The sequence below is a fragment of the Micromonospora sp. NPDC049201 genome (assembly GCF_055586805.1).
This window is the reverse complement of sequence record NZ_JBVJHM010000013.1, coordinates 160,667-182,337: the sequence shown is the minus strand read 5'-3', so window position 1 is coordinate 182,337 and position 21,671 is coordinate 160,667. Positions and strand designations below refer to the sequence as shown.

Sequence of the window (21,671 nt, the reverse complement as noted above, 5' to 3'; positions counted from 1 at the left end):
CGCGTCACGGCGGGCGGGGAAGAATGGGGCCATGGCGTACGACGCGTTGGTGCTGGTCTCCTTCGGTGGCCCGGAGCGGCCCGAGGACGTGCTTCCCTTCCTCCAGAACGTGACCCGCGGCCGGGGGGTGCCGCCGGAGCGGCTGGCCGAGGTCGCCGAGCACTACCTGCACTTCGGTGGCGTGTCCCCGATCAACCAGCAGTGCCGCGACCTGCTGGCCGCGATCCGGGCGGACTTCGCCGCCAACGGCGTCGACCTGCCGGTCTACTGGGGCAACCGCAACTGGGACCCGATGCTCGCCGACACGGTGGCGCAGATGCGCGACGACGGGGTCACCCGCGCGCTGGCGTTCGTCACCAGCGCGTACGGCGGCTACTCCTCCTGCCGGCAGTACCAGGAGGACATCGCGTCGGCGCGGGCCGCGGTCGGTGCGGACGCGCCGCTGATCGAGAAGCTGCGCCAGTTCTGGGACCATCCGGGTTTCGTCGAGCCGCACGTCGACGCGGTCCGCGCCGCGCTGGCCCAGCTCGACCCGGCCCGGCGGGACAGCACCCGGCTGGTGTTCACCGCGCACTCGATCCCGGCCTCGGCGGCCGCCACCGCCGGCCCGCACGGCGGCCGGTACACCGCCCAGATGGAGGAGACCGCCCGGCTGGTGCACGCCGCCGCCGCGCCGGACCTGCCGTACGACCTGGTCTGGCAGAGCCGGTCCGGCCCGCCGCAGGTGCCGTGGCTGGAGCCGGACGTCAACGACCACCTGACCAGCCTGGCCGAGCAGGGCGTGACCGCTGTGGTGGTGAGCCCGATCGGGTTCGTCTCCGATCACCTGGAGGTGGTCTGGGACCTGGACACCGAGGCGCTGGAGACGGCCAAGCAGCTCGGCCTGGACTTCGTCCGCGCCGGCACCCCGGGCACCGACCCGCGCTTCGTGGCGATGGTCCGGGAGCTGGTCCTGGAGCGCACCGCCCCGGACGGGGAGCGGCTGCGCCGCCGGCTCGGCGAGTTGCCGGCCTGGGACACCTGCCCGGCGCTGTGCTGTGTGCCCGCGGCCCGCCGGCCCTGAGCCCGACCGACCACCGACACATCCCTGGGGACGACACGATGCATGACCGCAAGCCGGTGCAGAGCTGGCTCACCGACATGGACGGCGTGCTGGTGCACGAGGGGCAGCCGGTGCCCGGCGCCCCGGAGTTCGTCAAGAAGCTGCGCGCCTCGGGCAAGCCGTTCCTGGTGCTGACGAACAACTCCATCTACACCCCGCGCGACCTCCAGGCCCGGCTGGCCCGGATGGGGCTGGACGTGCCGGAGGAGGCGATCTGGTCGTCCGCGCTGGCGACCGCCCAGTTCCTGGCCGACCAGCGGCCGGGCGGGACCGCGTACGTGATCGGCGAGGCCGGCCTGACCACGGCGTTGCACGCGGTGGGGTACGTGCTCAGCGACTTCGCCCCGGACTACGTGGTGCTGGGGGAGACCCGCACCTACAGCTTCGAGGCGATCACCAAGGCGATCCGGCTGATCGACGACGGCGCGCGGTTCATCTGCACCAACCCGGACGCCACCGGCCCCTCGGTGGAGGGCGCGCTGCCGGCGGCCGGCTCGGTGGCCGCGATGATCTCCAAGGCGACCGGGGTGGAGCCCTACTTCGTCGGCAAGCCCAATCCGATGATGATGCGTTCCGCGTTGAACACCATCGACGCCCACTCGGAGTCCACCGCGATGATCGGCGACCGGATGGACACCGACATCCTGTGCGGGCTGGAGGCCGGGCTGGAGACCATCCTGGTGCTCACCGGCATCAGCACCCGGGCCGAGGCGGAACGCTATCCCTACCGGCCGTCCCGGATCGTCGACTCGGTGGCCGACCTGATCGACGAGCTCTGAGCCGGCGGGTCTAGAGCCGCAGCGGGGCGTTGCAGGCGGCCACCAGCGCCTGCCGGCAGGCGGTGGTCAGCGGTCGGAGCGCCGCGTCCCGCTGCTGTGCCTCGTGGGTGTTCACCGCCCCGCCCGGGGCGCTCTCGCCGGCCAGGGCGAGCACCCGGTCCAGCACGGCGGCGCGGGCGAACAGCCGGCGGGACCGGGGGTCGAAGCCGGGTGGCAGGTCGGTGGCGCCGTCGGGACGACGCAGTGCGGCGAGCGCGCCGGCCAGCTCGGGCCGCCACTGGGCGACGTCCAGCCGGGTCAGTGCCGCGGTCGTCTCGGCCAGCGCGGTGGCCAGTTCGGCTTCGGCCTCCGCCGCGCCCGGCGCGGTCAGGGACGCCTTCGGCGCGTCCGGCGGCAGCGCGTGGACCCGCCACAGCACCGTCTCCCAGGTCATCCCGGAGCCGGAGGTGTGCGTGCGGACCTCGGGCACCAGCCCGAGCCCGCTGGCCACCACCGCCTCGCCGGCCAGCAGCGCCGCCCCGGCGAACGCGCCGGGCCCGGGCAGCCCGCGCGGGTCGCCCGGTGCGGGCAGGACCAGGCGGATCTCGTCCGGGGAGTGCTTGGCCAGGCTGGGCAGCGCCTCCCGCAGCGACACGTCGGTCCAGGTGCCGGGCGCGTCCGCGACGAGGTGCTCCTCGTCGCCGGCGATGGCGTCGGCGACCTCGTCGAACGGCACCAGGCCGGCGCGCCAGGCGCGTACCCAGGCGACGAAGCGGCTTGACCGGCGCGCAGCCAGCGTGGCCGCGCCCGTTGCGGGGGAGGACATGCGGAAAGGGTACGTGGTGGCCGCCGCTGCTGTCTCGGCTGCCGCACGGGTGGCGTGGCCTGCCCCCAACTACCCCGTTCGCACCGTTTCGTATGCCCTCGGGCGGTGCCCGGACCGGCGCGTCGGCGGGCGAGCCGCCGGCCCGATGACTAGCGTGATCGTCATGGCGGGGCGATACGACGGGGACGTGCTGGCGGGCGACTGGCGGAGGCGGAAGGTGACCCCCGAGGTCGACGCCGAGCCCGACCTGGTGGTCGAGGACGCCGACTCCGGGTTCTGCGGCGCGGTGGTCGGTTTCGACTCGGGCGCCGTGGTGCTGGAGGACCGGCACGGTCGGCGGCGCAACTTCCCGCTGCTGCCCGCCGCGTTCCTGCTCGACGGCCGGCCGGTCACGCTGCGCCGCCCGGTCCGCGCCCCGGTCCCGGCCGCCCGGCGTCGCACCGCCTCCGGCTCGGTCGCCGTGAACGGCGTACGGGCGCAGGTCGCCAAGGCCAGCCGGATCTGGGTGGAGGGTGTGCACGACGCCGCGCTCGTCGAGCGGATCTGGGGCGACGACCTGCGGATCGAGGGCGTGGTGGTGGAGCCGCTCGACGGCATCGACGCGCTCGCCGACGAGGTGCGCGCGTTCGCGCCCGGGCCGGGCCGCCGGCTCGGGGTGCTTGTCGACCACCTCGTCCCCGGTTCGAAGGAGAGCCGGATCGTGGCCCGGGTGACCTCACCCCACGTGCTGGTCACCGGTCACCCCTACGTGGACGTGTGGCAGGCGGTGCGGCCGGCGGCGCTGGGCATCGCGGCGTGGCCGGTGGTGCCGCCGGGGCAGCCCTGGAAGGAGGGCGTCTGCGCCGCGCTCGGGGTGGCCGAGCCGGCCGACATGTGGCGGCACATCCTGTCCCGGGTGGACAGTTTCGCGGACGTGGAGACGCCGTTGATCAACGCGATGGAGCGGTTGATCGATTTCGTCACCTCGCCCGTGTGAGTGGTTGCGGTCGGGGCCGGGGGCGACCGTGCCCGGCTCCGGGCGGTCAGGCTTGATCCCTGCGCCGGTCACGGTCGCCCCCGGCCCCGTCGTGCGCCGGATTCGTGGCTCGGTTCCGGTGCGGGGGTGGGGCTGTCGGGGCGCTACGAAGTTGATGGCGTGGACGGGTCGGGGGGTGAGTCGTCCACGCCCTCAAGTTGGTAGGCGCTCGGGGTCAGGGGGCCTGGTCGGGGGAGCGGGTCAGGACGAAGGTGGCGATGTCGAGCGCGACCGGCGTGCCGGCGGAGTCGCGGACGACGGTGAGGACCTCCCCGTCCTGCGGGCCGGACCGGCCCCGCCAGTGGTCCGGCCCCTGCGGGGTGAAGCGGAGCGGCGGGCCGCCCATCGGCCCACCCACCAGGTCACCGGCCGGATCGGCGCGGAACTCGTACTCGATGCCCATCCACCACCAGCGGCCGGTCAGCTCGGCCGCGTCGGCGGCGGGGGGAGCGGCCGGACGCCACGGGGCGGGCGCGGGCGGCTCGGCGTCCAGCACCCGGGTGAGCACGTCGCGGGCCATCCCCACGATGTGGTGCCCGCGCAGCCCGTACGCGTTGGCGAAGTCCACCACCGCGGTCCGGGTGGGGCGGTGCACCACCAGGCCGGCGACGAAGCCGGGCATCGACCCGCCGTGGCCCACGTACACCCGGTCGCCGACCCGGTAGAGCTCCACACCGAGGCCGTGGCCGCCGGTCCACGAGTCCAGGTCGCTGATCGCCACCGGGACGCACATCTCGGTCAGCGTGGCCGGGTCGAGCAGCGCCGGGTCCGGGTCGGCGAGGAACGCCGCCCAGCGGGCCAGGTCCTCGACCGTCGACCAGAGCTGCCCGGCCGGCGCCATCGCCCCGGTGTCGGTCAGCGGCTCCTCCCGCAGCGTCTGGTGCCACGGGTGCACGACGAAGCCGCGGGCGTACGGCTCGGTCGGCAGCACGGTGGTGCGACGCATGCCGAGCGGCGTCAGCAGCCGCTCGGTCAGCAACGCGCGCCACGGGGTGCCGGTGATCCGTTCCAGCACGCCGCCGAGCAGCCCGTACGCCAGGTTGGAGTAGTGGTAGACCCGGTGCGGCGGGTAGGCGATCTTGGCCGGGGTCAGCCCGGCGAGCAGTGTGTCGAGGTCGGTGCCGTCGGCGCGTTCCCACCATCCGCCGTCCGGCTCGCGTTGCAGCCCGCTGGCGTGCCCGAGGAGCTGGCGCACGGTGAGCGCGCCGACCGGGGTGCCGGGCAGGTGCTTGTCGAGCGGGTCGTCGAGGGTCAGCCGCCCGGCGTCGCGCTGCTGCATCACCAGCACGGCGGTCATGGTCTTGGTGATCGAGCCGATCCGGTACTGCGTGTCGACGTGGGGGCGGGGCTGTTCGCCGGCGAGCGACACGTGTGCCAGCTCGCCGTCGCGGACCACGCCGAGGGCGACCGACGGCCCGCGTCCGTCCGCCTGGGCGTGGGCGACCAGCAGGTCCACCTGGCGTGCGGTCTCGGGCAGCAGAGCCATCTCGTCCTCCTCGTCGCCGTCCGGCCCGGCCAGCCTAGCGATCATGACAGTTCGATGACACGTGCTCCGACGTGTCACGATTGGCCACGTGGACGCCGTGTTCTGGATCGTTCTGGGTGTGGTATTGGCGGTCGCCGAGATCTTCACGACGACGCTCTTCCTGATCATGTTCGGGGTCGGGGCGTTCGCCGCGGCCGGCGCCGCCGCGCTCGGCGCGCCGGTGGCGCTCCAGGCGGTGATCTTCGCGGTGGTGTCGGCGCTGTCCCTGGCGCTGGCCCGGCCGGCGATCCGCCGCAACGCCCGGTCGGCGCTGGAGAACGGTGAGCAGCCGTTCGGCGTCGAGGCCATCGAGGGGTCCAGTGCGGTGGTGCTGGAGCCGGTGGACGCCGACCGCGGCATGGTCAAGATCGATGGTGAGCTGTGGACGGCCCGCTCGTTCGACGCGACGCAGACGTACGCCGTGGGGCAGCGGGTGCAGGTGATAAAGGTCCGGGGCGCGACCGCCCTGGTCTGGCAGGACGACATTTCCGCCCCGGGCGAGCTGCCCGAAGCGAGAGGGTGAAGATATGGAGTTTGCAGCGGTCCTGTTGATCGCCGTGGCGCTGATCGTGGTGGTCACGCTGGCCAAGGCGGTGCGGATCGTGCCGCAGCAGCGCCAGGACGTGGTGGAGCGGCTCGGCAAGTACAAGCGCACCCTGAGCCCCGGCCTGAACCTGCTGGTGCCGTTCGTCGACGCGGTGCGCACCAAGGTCGACATGCGCGAGCAGGTGGTCAGCTTCCCGCCGCAGCCGGTGATCACCTCGGACAACCTGGTCGTCTCGATCGACACGGTCCTCTACTTCAAGGTGGTCGACTCGGTCCGGGCCACCTACGAGATCTCCAACTTCCTCCAGGCGATCGAGCAGCTCACCGTCACCACGTTGCGTAACGTGATCGGTTCGCTGGACCTGGAGCGCGCGCTGACCAGCCGCGAGGAGATCAACCGGCACCTGTCCGGCGTGCTGGACGAGACCACCGGCCGCTGGGGCATCAAGGTGACCCGGGTCGAGATCAAGGCGATCGAGCCGCCGCCGAGCATCCGCGACTCGATGGAGAAGCAGATGCGCGCCGAGCGGGACCGCCGCGCCGCCATCCTCAACGCCGAGGGGCACAAGCAGTCCCAGATCCTCACCGCCGAGGGTGAGAAGCAGGCCGCGGTGCTGCGCGCCGACGGTGACCGGCAGGCCCGGATCCTCCAGGCGGAGGGTCAGGCGAAGGCGATCCGCACCGTCTTCGACGCGATCCACACCGCCAACCCGAGCCAGAAGGTGCTGGCCTACCAGTACCTCCAGGCGCTGCCGCAGATCGCCAACGGCACCGCCAACAAGGTCTGGATCGTGCCGACCGAGCTGACCCGGGCCCTGGAGGGCATGGGCGGCGCGTTGGGCGGGCTGGCGAACATGGTCGGCGACCAGCCGTCCCCGGAGGCCGCCCGGACCGCCGGCGAGGTCGAGCGCGAGGCCGCCGAGGCGGCCCAGGCCGCGGCCGTCGCCGCCCAGGAGATCCACGACGAGGTACGCGTGGCGGAGGCGCAGGCCACCGGCGGCACCACGGCGAAGGGCCTGCCGGCCCCGGAGCCGGTGGCCCCGGAATCCCTGCTCAACGATCCGGTGGACCAGCGCGAACGGGGCTGACCCGGCAAATCCGAGAATCGCTCATCCGGCGCCCCGGCGCCTGCCACCATCGGTCTCAGGGACGGGTGGTGACCAGGGCCGGGGCGTCGTTGCGCGTACCGGGCCACCCGTGGCGCGAGCGAGGTGGCGCATGACGGAACCGGCGAACCGGATCTTCTCCCGTACCCCGGTCCCCGGCGCGCACGACCCCGGCGGACCGCTCGGCTCCCGGCGCACCGGTGGGGGGTTCCGGGTGCTGCCGTTCGTCTCCGAACCGGGGCCGGGGGCCCCGGCCACGGACGCGAGCTGGGCCTGGTCCGTCCGGCGGTTCGCCCGCGCGGCGGTCTGGCTGCTCCCGGCGTACGCGGTCCTCTACGGCGTGGTGGCGATGGCCAGTGACGGCGGGGTGGGCAACGACCCCTACCCGGCCGACGGCCAGCCGCTCTACCTGGTGGGCTGGGTGCTGGCGGTCTGGCTGGGGTTGCTGGCCCTGCTCGCGCTCACCGGCCTGCTCGCGGCCACCCGCTGCCGCCGCGTCGCGTTGGCCGGGCTGCTGGCCAGCATCGGCGGCATGGTGCTGATGCTGCCGTTCGCCGGGCTTGCCGAGCAGACACCGGTGTTCGGCCTGACCGCGCGCGGCATCGTGCTGTTCGGGGCCACCTGCTACAGCGCGGGCTGGTTGCTCACCGGTTGGTCGGTGGCCCGCTCCGGGATGTTCTCCTACGGCGACGGCACCATGCTGATGATCGCCGCGCCGCTGCTCGGCCTGGGCGGCGCGCTGATCGGCTCGTTGCAGACGTTCGGCGCGATCTTCGTGCTGGTCGCCGGCATCGGCATCGGCTACCGCAGCGGCCGGTTGGTCCCGGAGACCATCGCCCGCGACGCCGCCAGCGCCAGCGTCGCCACGCCCGCCGGGCCGGGTGGGGGCGGCGCGGCCCCCGGGGCCGGCGGCGGCCCGCTCGCCGCCGGCTGACCGGGCGCTGCCTAGCGCCAGTTCCACCGCTGGTTGTCGGCGGAGCCGCAGGCCCAGAGCACGATCTTCGTGCCGTTGGCGGTGGCCGCCCCCGACGCGTCGACGCAGAGACCGGACTGCACGCCCCGGATCGTTCCGTCGCTGTTGACGGTCCACTGCTGGTTCGCCTGACCGTTGCAGTCCCAGATGACCACCCTCGTGCCGTTCGCGGTGCCGGCGCCGTACGCGTCCAGGCACTTGTTGCCGTAGACCATGAGCTGCCGGCCGGTGGTGTACGTCCAGGTCTGGTTGTTCGCGCCGGTGCAGTCCCACAGTTGGGCCTGGGTGCCGTTGGCGGTGGCGAAGTTGTTGACGTCCAGGCAGCGGCCGGACTGCCGGCCGACGAGCGTTCCGGTGCGGTTGCCGCCGCCGGGGTTCTCGGTGCCGGTGACGACGAGCAGGACGGCCTCGCGGGCGGGCACGCTCGCGGTGTAGCTGGTCGTCCGGGTCCCCAGGTCGGCGGCGCTCCACACGTTGCGCACGGTCGCGCTGGCGCCGAGCCCGAGGTCGGCGAAGCGGGTCGTGACGTTGGCGGCGGCGCCGGTGCGGTTGAGCAGCAGGACCGCCCGCCGGCCGGTGCCGGCGAGCACCTTGCTGTAGACCTGGAGGCCGGCGGCCTCCTCGGCGACCTTGACGCCCTGCCGGCTCAGCGGGTCCTGGTCGATGGCGACGACCTCCGGGTTGCCCAGGATGGCCCGGGTCTCCGCGGACATGGTGGTGAGGTTGTTGCCGGCGAGCAGCGGGGCGCCGGAGATCGCCCACAGGCTCAGGTGGGTGCGGTTCTGGGCCGCGCTGAATCCGGGCATCCCGGCGACCAGCATGTCCGGGTCGTTGTAGTGGCCGACGCTCTGGGCGGCGGGGTGCTGCGCGGAGTCGAAGTTGGCCAGCACGCGGTCCATCGACGGCTGCTGGCCGTAGTAGATGATGTCCCCGCTGGTGCGCCACATGGTGGACATGCCGGGGGCCCAGTCCCACGGGTTCTGCACGCCCCAGTTGCAGACCGACAGCACCATCGGCCGGCCGGTCTGCGCGGTGGCCCGGCTGATCGAGTCGCTGATGGCCTGGTACGCGGTCCGGGGGTTGAGCCCTTCGGCGGCGCCGCCGCACCAGTCGACCTTGACGAAGTCGAAGCCCCACCGGGAGAACGCCAGGAAGTCCTGGTCGTAGTGTCCCTCGCTGCCCGATCCGGGGGCGGCGGGCCGGCCGGTGGGGTAGTAGTACCCGCAGCCGTCCCGGCCGGCGTCGGTGTAGATGCCCGCTTTCAGTCCCTTGCTGTGGATGTAGTCCGCGATGGCCGTCATGCCGCCGGGCCACTCGGCGGTGTCCACGGTGATGTTCCCGGCCGCGTCCCGGGTGCCCTGCCACCAGCCCTCGTCGATGTTCACGTACTGGTAGCCGGCGGCGGCCAGGCCGCTGGACACGAGGCTGTCGACCTGCGCCTTGATCACGTTGTAATTGATCTTCGCGGCGAACGTGTTCCACGACGCCCACCCCATGGGTGGCCGGCTGACCACCGGGTCCGCCGCGGCTTCCGCCGCCGGGGTCTCGTCGGTCGTCGCCCGGGTCGCGCCCGCCGAGGCGCTGGCCGGCGTGGTCCCGCCGGCCACCGTCGAGGCCAGCGCCAGGGCCACGGCCACCACCGCCCGTACGGCCGGCCCGCTGACTGCTCTCATCTGATGTCGCCTTCCGTTTCGGGGATGTTGCCGTCCGGTGCGCACCCCGTCAGTGTTAGCGTTAACATCGCTGTCTGTCAATTGCTGTCCGCGTTGTCCGGTCCCGGACCGGACAACGCCCCCCAGAGGCCCACCCGACGCCGCGAACCCGCTGGCAGTCCCCGGTGAATTAGCTGACAACCCGTCACCGGAGGTGGTCGGATCGCGACTTTCGTGGCAATCCTTGGCTCCATGCCGTCTCCCCGGTCGCCACTGTCGCGGCTGTTCACCGTGCTGCTCGCGGGCCTGCTCGCCGGGCTCGTCCTGGCGCTCGCCGCGCTCCCGACCGGCCTGCTCGGCGGGTTCGTCGCCAAGGCGAGCCTCGGCGCGTACGCGGAGCTGCCCGACGCGCTGCGCACCCCCGCGCAGCCGCAGCGCTCCTACCTCTACGCCAACGACGGCAAGACGCTTATCACCACGTTCTACGACGTGAACCGCACCGACGTGCCGCTGGCCGAGATCGCGCCGGTGATGCGCCAGGCGATCATCTCGGCCGAGGACCGGCGGTTCTACTCGCACGGCGGCGCCGACCTGCGCGGCATCGCCCGCGCGCTGGTGGCCAACGTGAAGGGCGGCGGCACCGAGCAGGGCGGCTCCACGCTGACCATGCAGTACGTCCGCAACGTGCTCAAGACCGACCCCACCCGCACCGCCGAGGAACGGCAGGCCGCCACCGAGCAGACCGTCGGGCGCAAGCTCCAGGAGATCCGGTACGCGAACGCGCTGGAGCAGTCGCTGTCCAAGGACGAGATCCTCAACCGCTACCTCAACATCGCGTACTTCGGCTCCGGCGCGTACGGCGTCGCCGCCGCGAGCCAGCGCTACTTCGGCACGGCGCCGGCGGACCTGACGCTCGGCGAGGCGGCGCTGCTCGCCGGCCTGGTCCAGTCGCCCGACGAGTACAGCCCGATCGACGGCGACAAGGACGCGGCGCTGGCCCGCCGGGCGTACGTGCTCGACTCGATGGCCGAGACCGGCGCGGTCACCGCCGCGCAGGCGGCGACGGCCAAGGCCGAACCGCTGAGGCTGCGCCCGACCGCCCAGCCCAACGGCTGCACGGCGACCGCGCAGGGCCACGACGACTGGGGCTTCTTCTGCGACTACCTGCGCCAGTGGTGGCTCGCCCAGCCGGCGTTCGGGGACACCGCCGACGAGCGCGAGCAGGCGCTGCGCCGCGGCGGCTACCGGGTCGTCACCACGCTCGACCCGAAGGTCCAGCAGACCGCGCAGGCGCAGGCCACCAAGGTCTACGGGTACGACGACAAGCGCGCGCTGCCGATCGCGGCGGTCGAGCCCGGCACCGGTCGGGTGCTCGCCATGGCGGTCAACCGGCACTACAGCCTCGCCGACAACCCGGACGGGCAGGCCAACCACCCGAACACGGTCAACCCGCTGATCTCCGGCGGCGCGAGCGTGGACGGCTACCAGGCCGGCTCGACGTTCAAGCTGTTCACCATGCTGGCCGCGCTGGAGGCCGGCAAGCCGCTCGCCACCGGCTTCGACGCGCCGGCCAAGCTGCCCACCCGGTACGCCTCCGACGCCGAGGGCAACTGCGCCGGCATGTGGTGCCCGAGCAACGCCAACCCGGAGTGGATGGACGGCTACCGGATGATGTGGGACGGCTTCGGCCGCTCCGTCAACACGTACTTCGTCTGGCTGGCCGAGCAGGTCGGCGAGGACAAGGTGGTGGAGATGGCGCAGCGCCTGGGCATCACGTTCCGGGCCGACTCCGACGCCGCGTTCGCCCGGAACGACGCCGCCAACTGGGGCGCGTTCACGCTCGGCGTGGCCGCCACCACCCCGCTCGACCTGGCCAACGCGTACGCGACGGTGGCCGCCGAGGGCACGTACTGCACGCCGCTGCCGGTGGTCTCGGTCACCGCGCCCGACGGCGACGCGGTCGACGTGGGACAGCCGAACTGCAAGCAGGTGCTCGAACCCGACGTGGCGCGGGCGGCCACCGACGCGGCCCGCTGCCCGGTGGGCCAGCAGTCGGCGTACGGGCAGTGCAACGGCGGCACCGCCACCGGCGTCGACGGGATCGTCGACCGGCCGGTGGCCGGCAAGACGGGCAGCTCGGAGCGGAACGCCACCGAGACGTTCGTCGGGTTCACCCCGCAGGTGGCCGTGGCCGGCATCGCGGCCAACCCGGACGACGCGACCGACCTGGTCGGCTCCGCGGTGCAGGCGAAGGTGATCGACGCGGTGGCCCGGACCATCAAGGCGGCGGTCGCCGGCAAGCCGGTGAAGGACTTCACCGCCCCGAGCCGCGAGCTGGCCGGCGACCCGCAGCGCCCCCAGCCGCGCCCGCAGCCCACCCAGCCCCGCCCCGACACCCGGGACAACCTCCCCGCGGACATCCTCCGCTGGCTCCAGAACCGCAACTAGGTGCAAGGAGGGGCCCCCGCTTAACGCCCCCGGTAGAGGAGGGGGCCCCTGTTAACACTCACCCCGGGAGATCGGGAGCGGTGTGTCGGATCCGGCGCAGCGGCTCCGACCTGTCGGTGAGCGCGCCCGGACCCGGGCGCACCGGTGAGGCGAGGAACCCGCTATGGGCAAGGTCATTTACTGGGTGCACCAGTCGGTCGACGGCTTCATCGAGGGGCCGAAGGGCGAGTTCGACTGGCCGGCGATGGGGGCGGAGCTGTCCGCGTACTCGATCGGGTTGTCCGAGCGTGCCGCGGCGTTCGTCTACGGACGGCGGGTGTGGGAGCTGATGGCCGGCTACTGGCCGCAGGTCGAGTCGATCTCGGACCACCCGCACGACCTGGCGTTCGCGCCGATCTGGCGGCGTACCCCGAAGGTGGTCGTCTCCCGCACGCTCGCCGACGCCGGCCACGGCGCGCTGGTGATCGGCGGCGGCGACTTGGCCGAGGACCTGGGTGGGGTGCGGACGCGGTACGACGGTGACCTGCTGGTCACCGGCGGGACCGGCGCAGCGACGGCGCTGGCCGCGCGCGGCCTGGTCGACGAGTACCAGGTGATTGTGCATCCGGTGGTGCTCGGCGGCGGGAAGCAGGTGCTGCCCGACCTCGCCCGCCAGGAACTCCGGCTGGTCGGGACGCGCCCGTTCGACGGCCGCGCGGTGCTGCTGCGCTACGAGCGGGCGTGACGGGCAGGGTCCCGGCCGGTCAGCGACCGCGCCGGCGGGGTCGGTAGGTGGCCACGGTGGCGGGCAGGCCACGCCGGAGGATGCCCGCCCGGTCGCTGTCGCTGCGCAGCAGCGCGGCGGCCGTCTTGCGGGCCTGCTCGGCGGTGAAGTGCGGCGGCAGCATCAGCTCCGCCGGGTCGACCACCGCGTTGACCACCACCGGCCGGTCCGCGCCGAGCACCCGTGGCCACAGGTCGGGCACCTGCTCGGGCGCGTCGACCAGCTCGCCGCCGAGCCCCAGCACCTCCGCCCACCTGTGGTACGCCACGTCCGGCAGGTCCTGGCTGTCCGGGAACCGCGGCGTGCCCTCGCCGGAGCGCTGCTCCCAGCTCACGAACGACAGGTCCCGGTTGTTGAGCACCAGCACCACGAACCGGGGGTCCGCCCACTCCCGCCAGTACTTCGCCACCGTGATCAGCTCGTTGACGCCGTTCATCTGCATCGCACCGTCGCCGAGCAGCGCGATGACCGGGCGGTCCGGGTGGGCGAACTTCGCCGCCAGCGCGTACGGCAGGCCGCCGCCCATGGACAGCAGCGTGCCGGAGAGGCTGGCCAGCATGCCGGGCCGGACCCGCAGGTGCCGGGCGTACCAGGCGGTGGCCGTGCCGCAGTCCACGGCGAGCATGGCGTCGTCGGGCAGCGCGTCGTCGAGCGTGGCGAACAGCGACTGCGGGTTGACCGGGTCGGCCGGCTGCCCGGCCAGCTCCCGCTGGGCGGCCCGCCACTTGCCCGTGGCGTCGGCGATGGTGGCCCGCCAGGCGGTCGGCGCCGGGCCGGGGCCCAGCTCGTCCAGGAGGGCCCGCAGCGTCGGCCCGGCGTCGCCGGTCAGGTTCACCTCGGTCGGGTAGCGCAGCCCCATCCGGCTGCCGTCGAGGTCGATCTGCACCGCCCGGGCCTGCCCCTCGGGCGGATAGAACTCCGAGTACGGCATCTGGCTGCCGACGATCAGCAGCCGGTCGCACTCCTGCATGAGCTGCCAGCTCGGACGCGTGCCGAGCAGGCCGATCGCGCCGGTCACCCAGGGCTGCCGGTGGTCCACGGCGGCGAAGCCGAGCAGCGCGGTGGCCACCCCGGCGCCGAGCCGGTCGGCGATCCGGCGTACCTCGTTCTCCGCGCCGAGCGCGCCCTGCCCGACCAGCATGGCCACCCGCTCGCCGCCGCGCAGCGTCTCGGCCGCGAGGCGTACGTCGGCCTCCGGCGGCACGGTCGGCGGGCTGCTCGGCACCGCGCTGGTGTGGTAGTAGCCGTGCGCGTGCGGCGGCTGCGGCACCGCCGGCTCGTCCTGCACGTCGGAGGGGAGGACCAGGGCGGTCACGGTACGCCGTGCGAGCGCCGTGCGGCAGGCCCGGTCCACCAGGTGCCGGACCTGGGACGGGTCGTCGAGCTGGGCCAGGAAGCCACCGGCCACGTCCTTGTAGAGCGAGAGCAGGTCCACCTCCTGGTAGTAGCCGCCGCCCTCGGCGGGCAGCGCGGTGTGCCCGAGCAACGCCACCACCGGCTGGTGGTCGAGCTTGGCGTCGTAGAGGCCGTTGAGCGCGTGGATCGCCCCCGGACCGCTTGTCACCACCACGCAGCCGAGCGGGCCGCCGCCGTACTTGACGTGCGCGCCGGCGGCGAAGCCGGCGGTCTCCTCGTGGCGTACCTGGATGAACCGGGCGCGCCCCTCGGCGCGTTGTAGCGCCGACGTCAGGCCGTTGATGCCGTCCCCGGGATAGCCGTAGTAGCGGTGCACGCCCCACTCGGCGAGCCGGGCCACGATGTGATCGGCCACGGTGGCGCCGCGGGGCAGCCGGCCGTCGTCGGGGTGGTCCGCGCCCATCGTGGTGGTCCCTCCGTCGGTGTCCGCTTCCCCGGCTCCGTTCCCCGCCTCGGGCGGCGGAAACCCGGCCCGCGCCGGGGGACGGGTCGGGGCACCGGGCAGAATCGTCGGGTGCCCGTCCACGAGATCACCGACCCCGACGACGACCGGATCGCCGACTACCGCGCGTTGACCGACGTGGAGCTGCGGACCCGTTGGGAGCCCCCGCACGGACTGTTCATCGCCGAGGGGGAGCTGGTGCTGCGGCGGGCGCTGCGGGCCGGTTACCCGGCCCGGTCGTACCTGGTCGACGCGAAGCGGGCGGACCAGCTCGCCGACCTCGACACCGGCGACGCGCCGGTGTACGCGGCCACGCCGGCGGTGCTCCAGCGGGCCACCGGCTTCCACGTGCACCGGGGCGTGCTGGCCTCATTCCACCGCAAGCCGCTGCCGTCGACGGACGAGGTGCTGGCCGCCGCCCGGCGGGTGGTGGTGCTGGAGGACGTCAACAACCACACCAACCTGGGCGCGATCTTCCGGGCCGTGGCGGCGCTCGGGGTGGACGCCGTGCTGCTGTCGCCGACCTGCGCCGACCCGCTCTACCGGCGCAGCGTCCGGGTCAGCATGGGCGAGGTGTTCGCGGTGCCGTACGCGAAGCTGGAGCCCTGGCCGGGCGGGCTGGACCGGGTCCGCGCGGCCGGCTTCACGGTGCTGGCCCTGACGCCGGCGCCGGACGCGGTGCCGATCCAGCGGCTGACCGGCGACCAGCGGGCCCGCGCGGCGCTGCTGCTGGGCGCGGAGGGCGCCGGGCTGACGGCGGCGGCGATGGCCGCCAGCGACGTACGCGTGGTGATCCCGATGCGTCGGGGCGTGGATTCGCTGAACGTCGCCGCCGCAACCGCGGTGGCCTGCTGGGAACTCGGCCGCGACGACCCACTGTGACTGTCGCTTGCATGACCATGCGGCTTGGTGCATAATCTTCCTGTGTCCAAGGTCCTCACCTCCCTGCCCACCGGCGAACGTGTCGGCATCGCCTTCTCCGGCGGCCTCGACACCTCGGTCGCGGTCGCGTGGATGCGCGACAAGGGCGCCGTGCCCTGCGCCTACACCGCCGACATCGGCCAGTACGACGAGCCCGACATCGCCTCGGTGCCCGGCCGCGCGCTCAGCTACGGCGCCGAGATCGCCCGGCTGGTCGACTGCCGAGCCGCCCTGGTCGAGGAAGGTCTCGCGGCGCTGACCTGCGGGGCGTTCCACATCCGCTCGGGCGGGCGGGCCTACTTCAACACCACCCCGCTCGGCCGGGCCGTCACCGGCACGCTGCTGGTGCGGGCGATGGTCGCCGACGACGTCCAGATCTGGGGCGACGGCTCGACGTTCAAGGGCAACGACATCGAGCGGTTCTACCGGTACGGCCTGCTGGCCAACCCGCAGTTGCGCATCTACAAGCCGTGGCTCGACACCGCCTTCGTCACCGAACTCGGTGGGCGCAAGGAGATGTCGGAGTGGCTGCTCGACCGCGACCTGCCCTACCGGGACAGCACCGAGAAGGCGTACTCCACCGACGCCAACATCTGGGGCGCCACCCACGAGGCGAAGACGCTTGAGCACCTGGACACCGGCATCGAGACGGTCAGCCCGATCATGGGCGTCCGGTTCTGGGACCCGACGGTGGAGATCCCCACCGAGGACGTCACGATCGGCTTCGACCAGGGTCGCCCGGTGACCATCAACGGCAAGGAGTTCGGCAGCCCGGTCGACCTGGTGCTGGAGGCCAACGCCATCGGCGGCCGGCACGGCCTGGGCATGTCCGACCAGATCGAGAACCGGATCATCGAGGCGAAGAGCCGGGGCATCTACGAGGCGCCCGGCATGGCGCTGCTGCACGCCGCGTACGAGCGGCTGGTCAACGCCATCCACAACGAGGACACCCTGGCCAACTACCACACCGAGGGCCGCCGCCTCGGCCGGCTGATGTACGAGGGCCGCTGGCTCGACCCGCAGGCGCTGATGCTGCGCGAGTCGTTGCAGCGCTGGGTCGGCACGGCGGTCACCGGCGAGGTGACGATGCGGCTGCGCCGGGGCGAGGACTACTCGATCCTGGACACCACCGGCCCGGCGTTCAGCTACCACCCGGACAAGCTGTCCATGGAACGCACCGAGGACTCGGCGTTCGGCCCGTCGGACCGGATCGGCCAGCTCACCATGCGCAACCTGGACATCGCCGACTCGCGGGCCAAGCTGGAGCAGTACGCCTCGCTCGGCATGGTCGGCGGCACCGCCCCGCAGCGGATGGTCGGCGCCGCGCAGGCGGCCTCGACCGGCCTGATCGGCGCGATGCCCGAGGGCGGCGCGGAGGCCATCGCCTCCCGGGGCGTCCCCTCCGCGGAGGACGAGTGGCTCGACCGCGCCGCGATGGAGTTCGGCGTCGACTGAACCGGGACCGCACGGACGGGGCTTCGGTTCCGGTGGTGACGCAGGGTAGCGTGTCGCCCGTGTTCCCTACCGTGCGTGAGGTGCTCGGCCTGGTGCCGGTGCGCCACGGCGCGCCGCGCCTGGTCGCCGGCGACGCCGGGCTGGACCGCCCGGTGCGGTGGGTGCACGTCACCGAGGTGCCGGACATCGCCACCCTGCTCGGCGGCGGCGAGCTGGTGCTGACCACCGGCATCGGGCTGCCCGCCGACGACGCCGGGCTGCGCGCGTTCGTCGGCGACCTGGCCGACGTCGGGGTCTCCGGGCTGGTCGTCGAGCTGGGCCGCCGCTACGTCGGCGGCGTGCCCCGGGTGATGGCCGCCGCCGCCGAACGGCGCGGACTGCCGCTGGTCGAGCTGCGCCGGGCCACCCCGTTCGTGCGGATCACCGAGGCGGTGCACGCGCTGATCGTCGACGCCCAGCTCACCGAACTGCGGGCCACCGAGGAGATCCACCAGCGGTTCACCGAGCTGTCCGTGGAGGGCGCCGAGCCGGCCGAGGTGCTGCGGCAGGCCGCCGAGCTGGCCGGCTGCCCGGTGGTGCTGGAGAACCTGTCCCGGCAGGTGCTCGCGTACGACCCGGCGGGGGAGAACGCGGAACTGCTGCTGGACGGCTGGGAGCAGCACTCCCGCCGGATCCGGCCGGCCGGGCGGACCGCGTACGACCCGGACAGCGGCTGGCTGGTCACCACCGTCGGCGCGCGGGGGCAGGACTGGGGTCGGCTGCTGCTGCGCTGGCCGGCGGCCGAGGCCGCGCCGCCCACCCGGCTCACCATCCTGATCGAGCGGGCCGCCTCCACGCTCGCCCTGGGCCGGCTGATCCGCCGCGACGCCGAGGGCCTGGAACGACAGATCCACCGGACGCTGCTGACCGCGCTCATCGACCACTCCCGCCCGGTGGACGAGGTGGCGCTGCGGGCCAAGGCGCTCGGCGTCACCCTGGACCGCCGGCACCTGGTCGGCGTGGTGGTCCGGCACCGCAGCGACGACCCGGCCGGGGACGCCGGACCGGACGGCCACGACGATCCCGGTGCGGCGCGTCGCCGTGATCCGGAGTCCGTCGGCCCGGAGGCCGGTCCGGCCCGGCTCCGCGATCTCGCCGAGGCGGTCGGCCAGGCCGTGCGCGAGGCCAACCTGACGGCGCTGACCAGCGCCGTCGACGACCACGCGGTCGGCGCGCTGCTGGCGCTGCCCGACCCGGCCGCCGAGGAGAGGGCGCTCGCCGCGTTCGCCGCCGCGTTGCGTCGGGTACGCCTCGACGCCGCCCCGCCCCGCCCGCCGGCCCCCCGCCCGGGCCGCCCGACGGACGGGGCCGGCCGGCCTGCGGCCACCGGGGGCGTGCGCCCGGTCGACGGGACCGGCCGGGGCGGTGCCCCGGGGGTCGTGCGGCCGGTCGACGTGTCGGCCCGTCCGGCGGTCGTCGTGGCGGCCGGCTCGGGGGTGAGCAGCCTGCGCGAGGCACGCCGGTCGCTGGTCGAGGCGCGGCAGATCGCCGAGGCGGCCCGGCGGGACCCGCGCGACCTGCCCTGCTTCCGGCTGCCGCACGTCGGGCTGGCCGGCCTGCTGCACCTGCTGCGGGACGAACCCCGGTTGCAGACGTTCGTGGAGCGGGAACTCGGCCCGCTGCTGACGTACGACGCGCAGCATCCCCGGGAGCAGCTGCTCGGCACCTTGCGGGCGTACCTGGAGCAGGGCCGCAACAAGTCGGCGGGCGCGGTGGCCGCGCACCTGTCCCGGCCGGCGTTCTACGAGCGGCTGGCCCGCATCGGCCGCATCCTCGACGCCGACCTCGACTCGGTCGACCAGTGCCTCTCCCTGCACGTGGCCCTGCTGGCCCTGGACGCCGTCCGCACCCCCTAGCCCGAGTTGATCAAGGAGTTTGCGTCAGATATTCGCGCCGTGATGACGCAAACTCCTTGATCAACGGCAGTTGAGGTCAGGTGAGGGACTGGAGGGTTTTGGCGTAGGGGGTGGGGACGAAGTTCGGACCGGCGGGGGTGAAGACGTCGGAGGTGGTGGCGGCCTGCCAGGCGGTGTCCGGCAGCGCCGCGACCAGGGCGCGCACCACGGGGGCGTCCCGCCACTGGTCCTGCTGCGCGAGCAGGCTCAGCGCCACCACCGACTCCTCCACCTCGCCGACGCACTCGAACGGCTTGTGCCCGTCCACGCCGAGCAGCTCCCGGTAGCCGGGAACCTGGGACTCGTCGGCCAGCAGGTCACCGCCGAAGATGCCGGTGAGCCGCTCGCGGGGCATGAACGGGGCCATGGCCAGGAACACGAAGCGGCACTTCGGGCAGTTCCGGCACCAGCGCTCGCTCGGGTCGTGCAGCTTGAACGCGGCGTTGCAGCTCGTCACCACCGCGTCATACCTGTCGATCTCGGCGAACAGCCGGGCGATGTGCAGCTCGGACAGGGAACGCAGGAGCGAGAAGTACGGCTCGGTGAGCCCGGCGTGCTCGGCCAGCGCGGCCCGCAGCAGCCCCTCCGCCTCGACGCCCTTGGACCACTGGTGGTTGATCTCGTGGCCCTGCCAGACCAGGTTCGGGTCGGACGCGGAGCGCTCGTTCGACATCACCACCGGCCCGAGGTCGTGCAGCACGGCGGTGGCGACCGCGATCAGCGAGTTGATCGCGGTGACCGGGATGTGCCCGTTGCGGGCCCCGGCCCGGTTCAGCTCGAACAGCACCGGGTCGAGTCGCCGCCGGGCGGCGAGCGGCACCAGGTCGGACGCCTCGTTCACCGAGACGATCACGTGGTTCGGGTTGACCGAGAACGGCACCGGGTCGAGGCCGGCCCGGCGCAGCGCCTCCAGCGTGACGATGGAGTCCTTGCCGCCGCCCACTGCCGACAGCGGACGCCGGTCGGAGTTGTCCCACGGCGCCGCCGTCTCGACGGAACCGGCCGGGACCTCCGGGCGCAGCGTCAACACGTGCGGCAGCGCGTTGCGGTACGCGTACTCGGCGAGGCCCTTGGTGTAGACGGCGGTGACCAGCTCGACGGCGGCGGACCCCAGCGGCGCCGGCAGCACCAGCCGGGGCGGCGCGGCGGCCTTGTAGTAGCTGACGCCGGCGACCACGTGCAGCAGCTCCAGGACCCGGGCCAGCCGCGTCGCGGTGGCGTCGGAGACCGGCTCCGCCGGCAGCGGAAGCGTGATCACCTCGGTGAACCGCTGGTCGCCGTCGGGGCCGGTCAGGGCGTAGTCGAACAGAACCTCACCGGTGGCGAAGTCGATCGAGTAGGACGGGAAGGTGAAGGCGGCCATCCGTCCGAGCTGTCCGTTAAGCACAGGTCATACTAGTCCGGACCCACCGGGACGCGAGCGAGGAGATCCAACGTGCGCCTGTCTGACCTGCGCGGACGCTCTGTGGCGATCTGGGGCACGGGGCGTGAGGGCATGGCCGCCGCCCGAGCGGTCGCCGCGCACGGTCCGGCCGGTCTCGTCGCGGTGGACGACCGGGCGAACTTCCTGTCGCTGCCCTGGGAGGGCGCGCTGGCCGAGGCCGCCCCGCTGGTCACCGGCGAGCAGGGGTTGCACGCGCTCGCCGCCGCCGACGTGGTGGTCCGTTCGCCGGGCGTGCCGCAGACCCACACGTGGATGATCGAGCTGCGGCAGCGCGGCGTCCCGGTGACGCAGGGCACCGCGCTGTGGATGGCCGACCACGCCGACCGGACCATCGGGGTGACCGGCAGCAAGGGCAAGAGCACCACCTCCAGCCTGATCAGCCATCTGCTGGTCGCCGTCGGCCGGCCGAACGTGTTCGGCGGCAACATCGGCGTGCCCACGCTGGAGCTGCCCGACGCGGAGCTGTACGTGCTGGAACTCTCCAGCTACCAGTGCAGCGACCTGACCGACTCGCCGCGGATCTCCGTGGTCACCGCGTTGTTCCCGGAGCACCTGGACGCGCACGGCGGGGAGCGGGAGTACTACCGGGACAAGCTGAACCTGCTGGCGCACGGCCCGCACGCCGTGGTGGTCAACGGGGCGGACCCCCGGCTCGCCGTGGAGCTCGGCGACCGGGCGGCGGTCCGCGCCGGCTCGCCTGACACCACCCACGTGGCGACCGGCCCGGACGGCGCACCCTGGTTCCACCTGCGGGACACGCCGCTCTTCCCCCGCGCGGTGCTGCCGCTCGTCGGCCGGCACAACGAGGGTAACCTCTGCGTCGCGCTCGCCGTGCTCGACGTGCTCGGCGTGGATGTGGCGGCGCACAAGGACACGCTGGCCGTCGCGGTCGCGGAGTTCCAGGGGCTGGCCCACCGGCTCACCGAGATCCCCGACCCGTCCGGGCTGACCTTCGTCGACGACACGCTCGCCACCAGCCCGTACGCGGCCATGCACGCCATCGACGCGTACGACGGGCGGCCGTTGACGGTCATCCTGGGCGGCACCGACCGGGGGGTGGACTACGCGCCGCTCCGCGACCACCTGGCCGAGCGGGAGATCACCGTGATCGGCATTCCGGACAGCGGACCGCGGATCATCGAGGCGCTGACCGGGCTGCCGGGCGTGCGGTGCGAGATCGTCGACGACCTGTCCGACGCGGTGCGCCGGGCCCGCAAGATCACCCCGACCGGCGGGGTCGTGCTGTTGTCGCCGGCCGCGCCCAGCTACGGCCGGTTCCGCAACTTCGAGCACCGGTCGGAGGCGTTCCGCGAGGCCATCGCGGAGACCATGGCCGGCTGAGCCG

The 21,671-nt window shown here is 73.5% G+C and carries 17 protein-coding genes; 12 read left to right on the top strand and 5 right to left on the bottom strand.

Annotation, left to right across the window (positions count from 1 at the left end):
- The first annotated feature begins 31 nt into the window (after window positions 1–31).
- Both ACZ6O5_RS26440 and ACZ6O5_RS26435 read left to right on the top strand, forming a co-directional pair.
- Window positions 32–1,063 carry a ferrochelatase gene (locus ACZ6O5_RS26440; protein WP_465980415.1) on the top strand — a complete coding sequence of 344 codons (1,032 nt, stop codon included), beginning with the start codon at window positions 32–34 and terminating at the stop codon, window positions 1,061–1,063.
- A gap of 38 nt (window positions 1,064–1,101) precedes the next feature.
- Window positions 1,102–1,881: an HAD-IIA family hydrolase gene (locus ACZ6O5_RS26435; RefSeq protein ID WP_405090332.1), complete on the top strand. Its 780-nt coding sequence runs from the start codon at window positions 1,102–1,104 to the stop codon at window positions 1,879–1,881.
- A 10-nt stretch (window positions 1,882–1,891) separates the two neighbouring features.
- Here ACZ6O5_RS26435 and ACZ6O5_RS26430 read toward each other — a convergent pair whose 3' ends face one another.
- Window positions 1,892–2,686: a hypothetical protein gene (locus ACZ6O5_RS26430; protein ID WP_107156861.1), complete on the bottom strand. Its 795-nt coding sequence runs from the start codon at window positions 2,684–2,686 to the stop codon at window positions 1,892–1,894.
- Window positions 2,687–2,849: 163 nt separating this feature from the next.
- Between ACZ6O5_RS26430 and ACZ6O5_RS26425 the strand changes: the two genes are divergently transcribed.
- Window positions 2,850–3,662, top strand: coding sequence for a DUF3097 domain-containing protein (locus ACZ6O5_RS26425; protein ID WP_465980414.1), 813 nt, complete (start codon window positions 2,850–2,852; stop codon window positions 3,660–3,662).
- Window positions 3,663–3,876: 214 nt separating this feature from the next.
- Here ACZ6O5_RS26425 and ACZ6O5_RS26420 read toward each other — a convergent pair whose 3' ends face one another.
- Window positions 3,877–5,187: a serine hydrolase domain-containing protein gene (locus tag ACZ6O5_RS26420; protein ID WP_465980436.1), complete on the bottom strand. Its 1,311-nt coding sequence runs from the start codon at window positions 5,185–5,187 to the stop codon at window positions 3,877–3,879.
- Between the two features lie 88 nt (window positions 5,188–5,275).
- On the opposite strand from ACZ6O5_RS26420, the gene ACZ6O5_RS26415 reads away from it, so the two are divergent.
- From ACZ6O5_RS26415 to ACZ6O5_RS26405, 3 genes are all read left to right on the top strand, one after another.
- On the top strand, window positions 5,276–5,749 hold the full coding sequence (locus tag ACZ6O5_RS26415; protein WP_465980413.1) for an NfeD family protein: 474 nt from the start codon (window positions 5,276–5,278) through the stop codon (window positions 5,747–5,749).
- 4 nt (window positions 5,750–5,753) lie between these two features.
- Entirely contained in the window at window positions 5,754–6,860 is a 1,107-nt protein-coding gene (locus ACZ6O5_RS26410; protein WP_465980412.1) for an SPFH domain-containing protein, read from the top strand.
- Window positions 6,861–6,990: 130 nt separating this feature from the next.
- On the top strand, window positions 6,991–7,812 hold the full coding sequence (locus tag ACZ6O5_RS26405) for a hypothetical protein (RefSeq protein WP_465980411.1): 822 nt from the start codon (window positions 6,991–6,993) through the stop codon (window positions 7,810–7,812).
- Window positions 7,813–7,823: 11 nt separating this feature from the next.
- Here ACZ6O5_RS26405 and ACZ6O5_RS26400 read toward each other — a convergent pair whose 3' ends face one another.
- On the bottom strand, window positions 7,824–9,524 hold the full coding sequence (locus ACZ6O5_RS26400) for a glycoside hydrolase family 27 protein (RefSeq protein WP_465980410.1): 1,701 nt from the start codon (window positions 9,522–9,524) through the stop codon (window positions 7,824–7,826).
- Between the two features lie 231 nt (window positions 9,525–9,755).
- On the opposite strand from ACZ6O5_RS26400, the gene ACZ6O5_RS26395 reads away from it, so the two are divergent.
- Window positions 9,756–11,951 (top strand): transglycosylase domain-containing protein, encoded by a 2,196-nt coding sequence (locus ACZ6O5_RS26395; RefSeq protein WP_465980409.1) that lies wholly within the window; start codon window positions 9,756–9,758, stop codon window positions 11,949–11,951.
- Window positions 11,952–12,114: 163 nt separating this feature from the next.
- Window positions 12,115–12,675 carry a dihydrofolate reductase family protein gene (locus tag ACZ6O5_RS26390; RefSeq protein ID WP_465980408.1) on the top strand — a complete coding sequence of 187 codons (561 nt, stop codon included), beginning with the start codon at window positions 12,115–12,117 and terminating at the stop codon, window positions 12,673–12,675.
- Window positions 12,676–12,694: 19 nt separating this feature from the next.
- Here ACZ6O5_RS26390 and ACZ6O5_RS26385 read toward each other — a convergent pair whose 3' ends face one another.
- Entirely contained in the window at window positions 12,695–14,533 is a 1,839-nt protein-coding gene (locus ACZ6O5_RS26385) for a thiamine pyrophosphate-requiring protein (RefSeq protein ID WP_465980407.1), read from the bottom strand.
- Window positions 14,534–14,644: 111 nt separating this feature from the next.
- Between ACZ6O5_RS26385 and ACZ6O5_RS26380 the strand changes: the two genes are divergently transcribed.
- From ACZ6O5_RS26380 to ACZ6O5_RS26370, 3 genes are read left to right on the top strand one after another with little or no spacing between them, the layout of a single operon-like run.
- The gene (locus tag ACZ6O5_RS26380; RefSeq protein WP_405090325.1) at window positions 14,645–15,454 is read left to right on the top strand and encodes a TrmH family RNA methyltransferase; all 810 of its coding nucleotides are present in this window, start codon (window positions 14,645–14,647) and stop codon (window positions 15,452–15,454) included.
- Window positions 15,455–15,496: 42 nt separating this feature from the next.
- Entirely contained in the window at window positions 15,497–16,948 is a 1,452-nt protein-coding gene (argG, locus tag ACZ6O5_RS26375) for an argininosuccinate synthase (RefSeq protein WP_465980406.1), read from the top strand.
- 59 nt (window positions 16,949–17,007) lie between these two features.
- Entirely contained in the window at window positions 17,008–18,843 is a 1,836-nt protein-coding gene (locus ACZ6O5_RS26370) for a PucR family transcriptional regulator (RefSeq protein WP_465980405.1), read from the top strand.
- A 76-nt stretch (window positions 18,844–18,919) separates the two neighbouring features.
- On the opposite strand, the gene ACZ6O5_RS26365 is transcribed toward ACZ6O5_RS26370, so the two are convergent.
- Window positions 18,920–20,269 (bottom strand): MurL-like N-terminal domain-containing, encoded by a 1,350-nt coding sequence (locus tag ACZ6O5_RS26365; RefSeq protein ID WP_465980404.1) that lies wholly within the window; start codon window positions 20,267–20,269, stop codon window positions 18,920–18,922.
- 48 nt (window positions 20,270–20,317) lie between these two features.
- Here ACZ6O5_RS26365 and murD point away from each other — a divergent pair, with 48 nt between their 5' ends.
- Window positions 20,318–21,667, top strand: coding sequence for a UDP-N-acetylmuramoyl-L-alanine--D-glutamate ligase (gene murD, locus ACZ6O5_RS26360; RefSeq protein WP_465980403.1), 1,350 nt, complete (start codon window positions 20,318–20,320; stop codon window positions 21,665–21,667).
- Window positions 21,668–21,671: the final 4 nt, after the last annotated feature.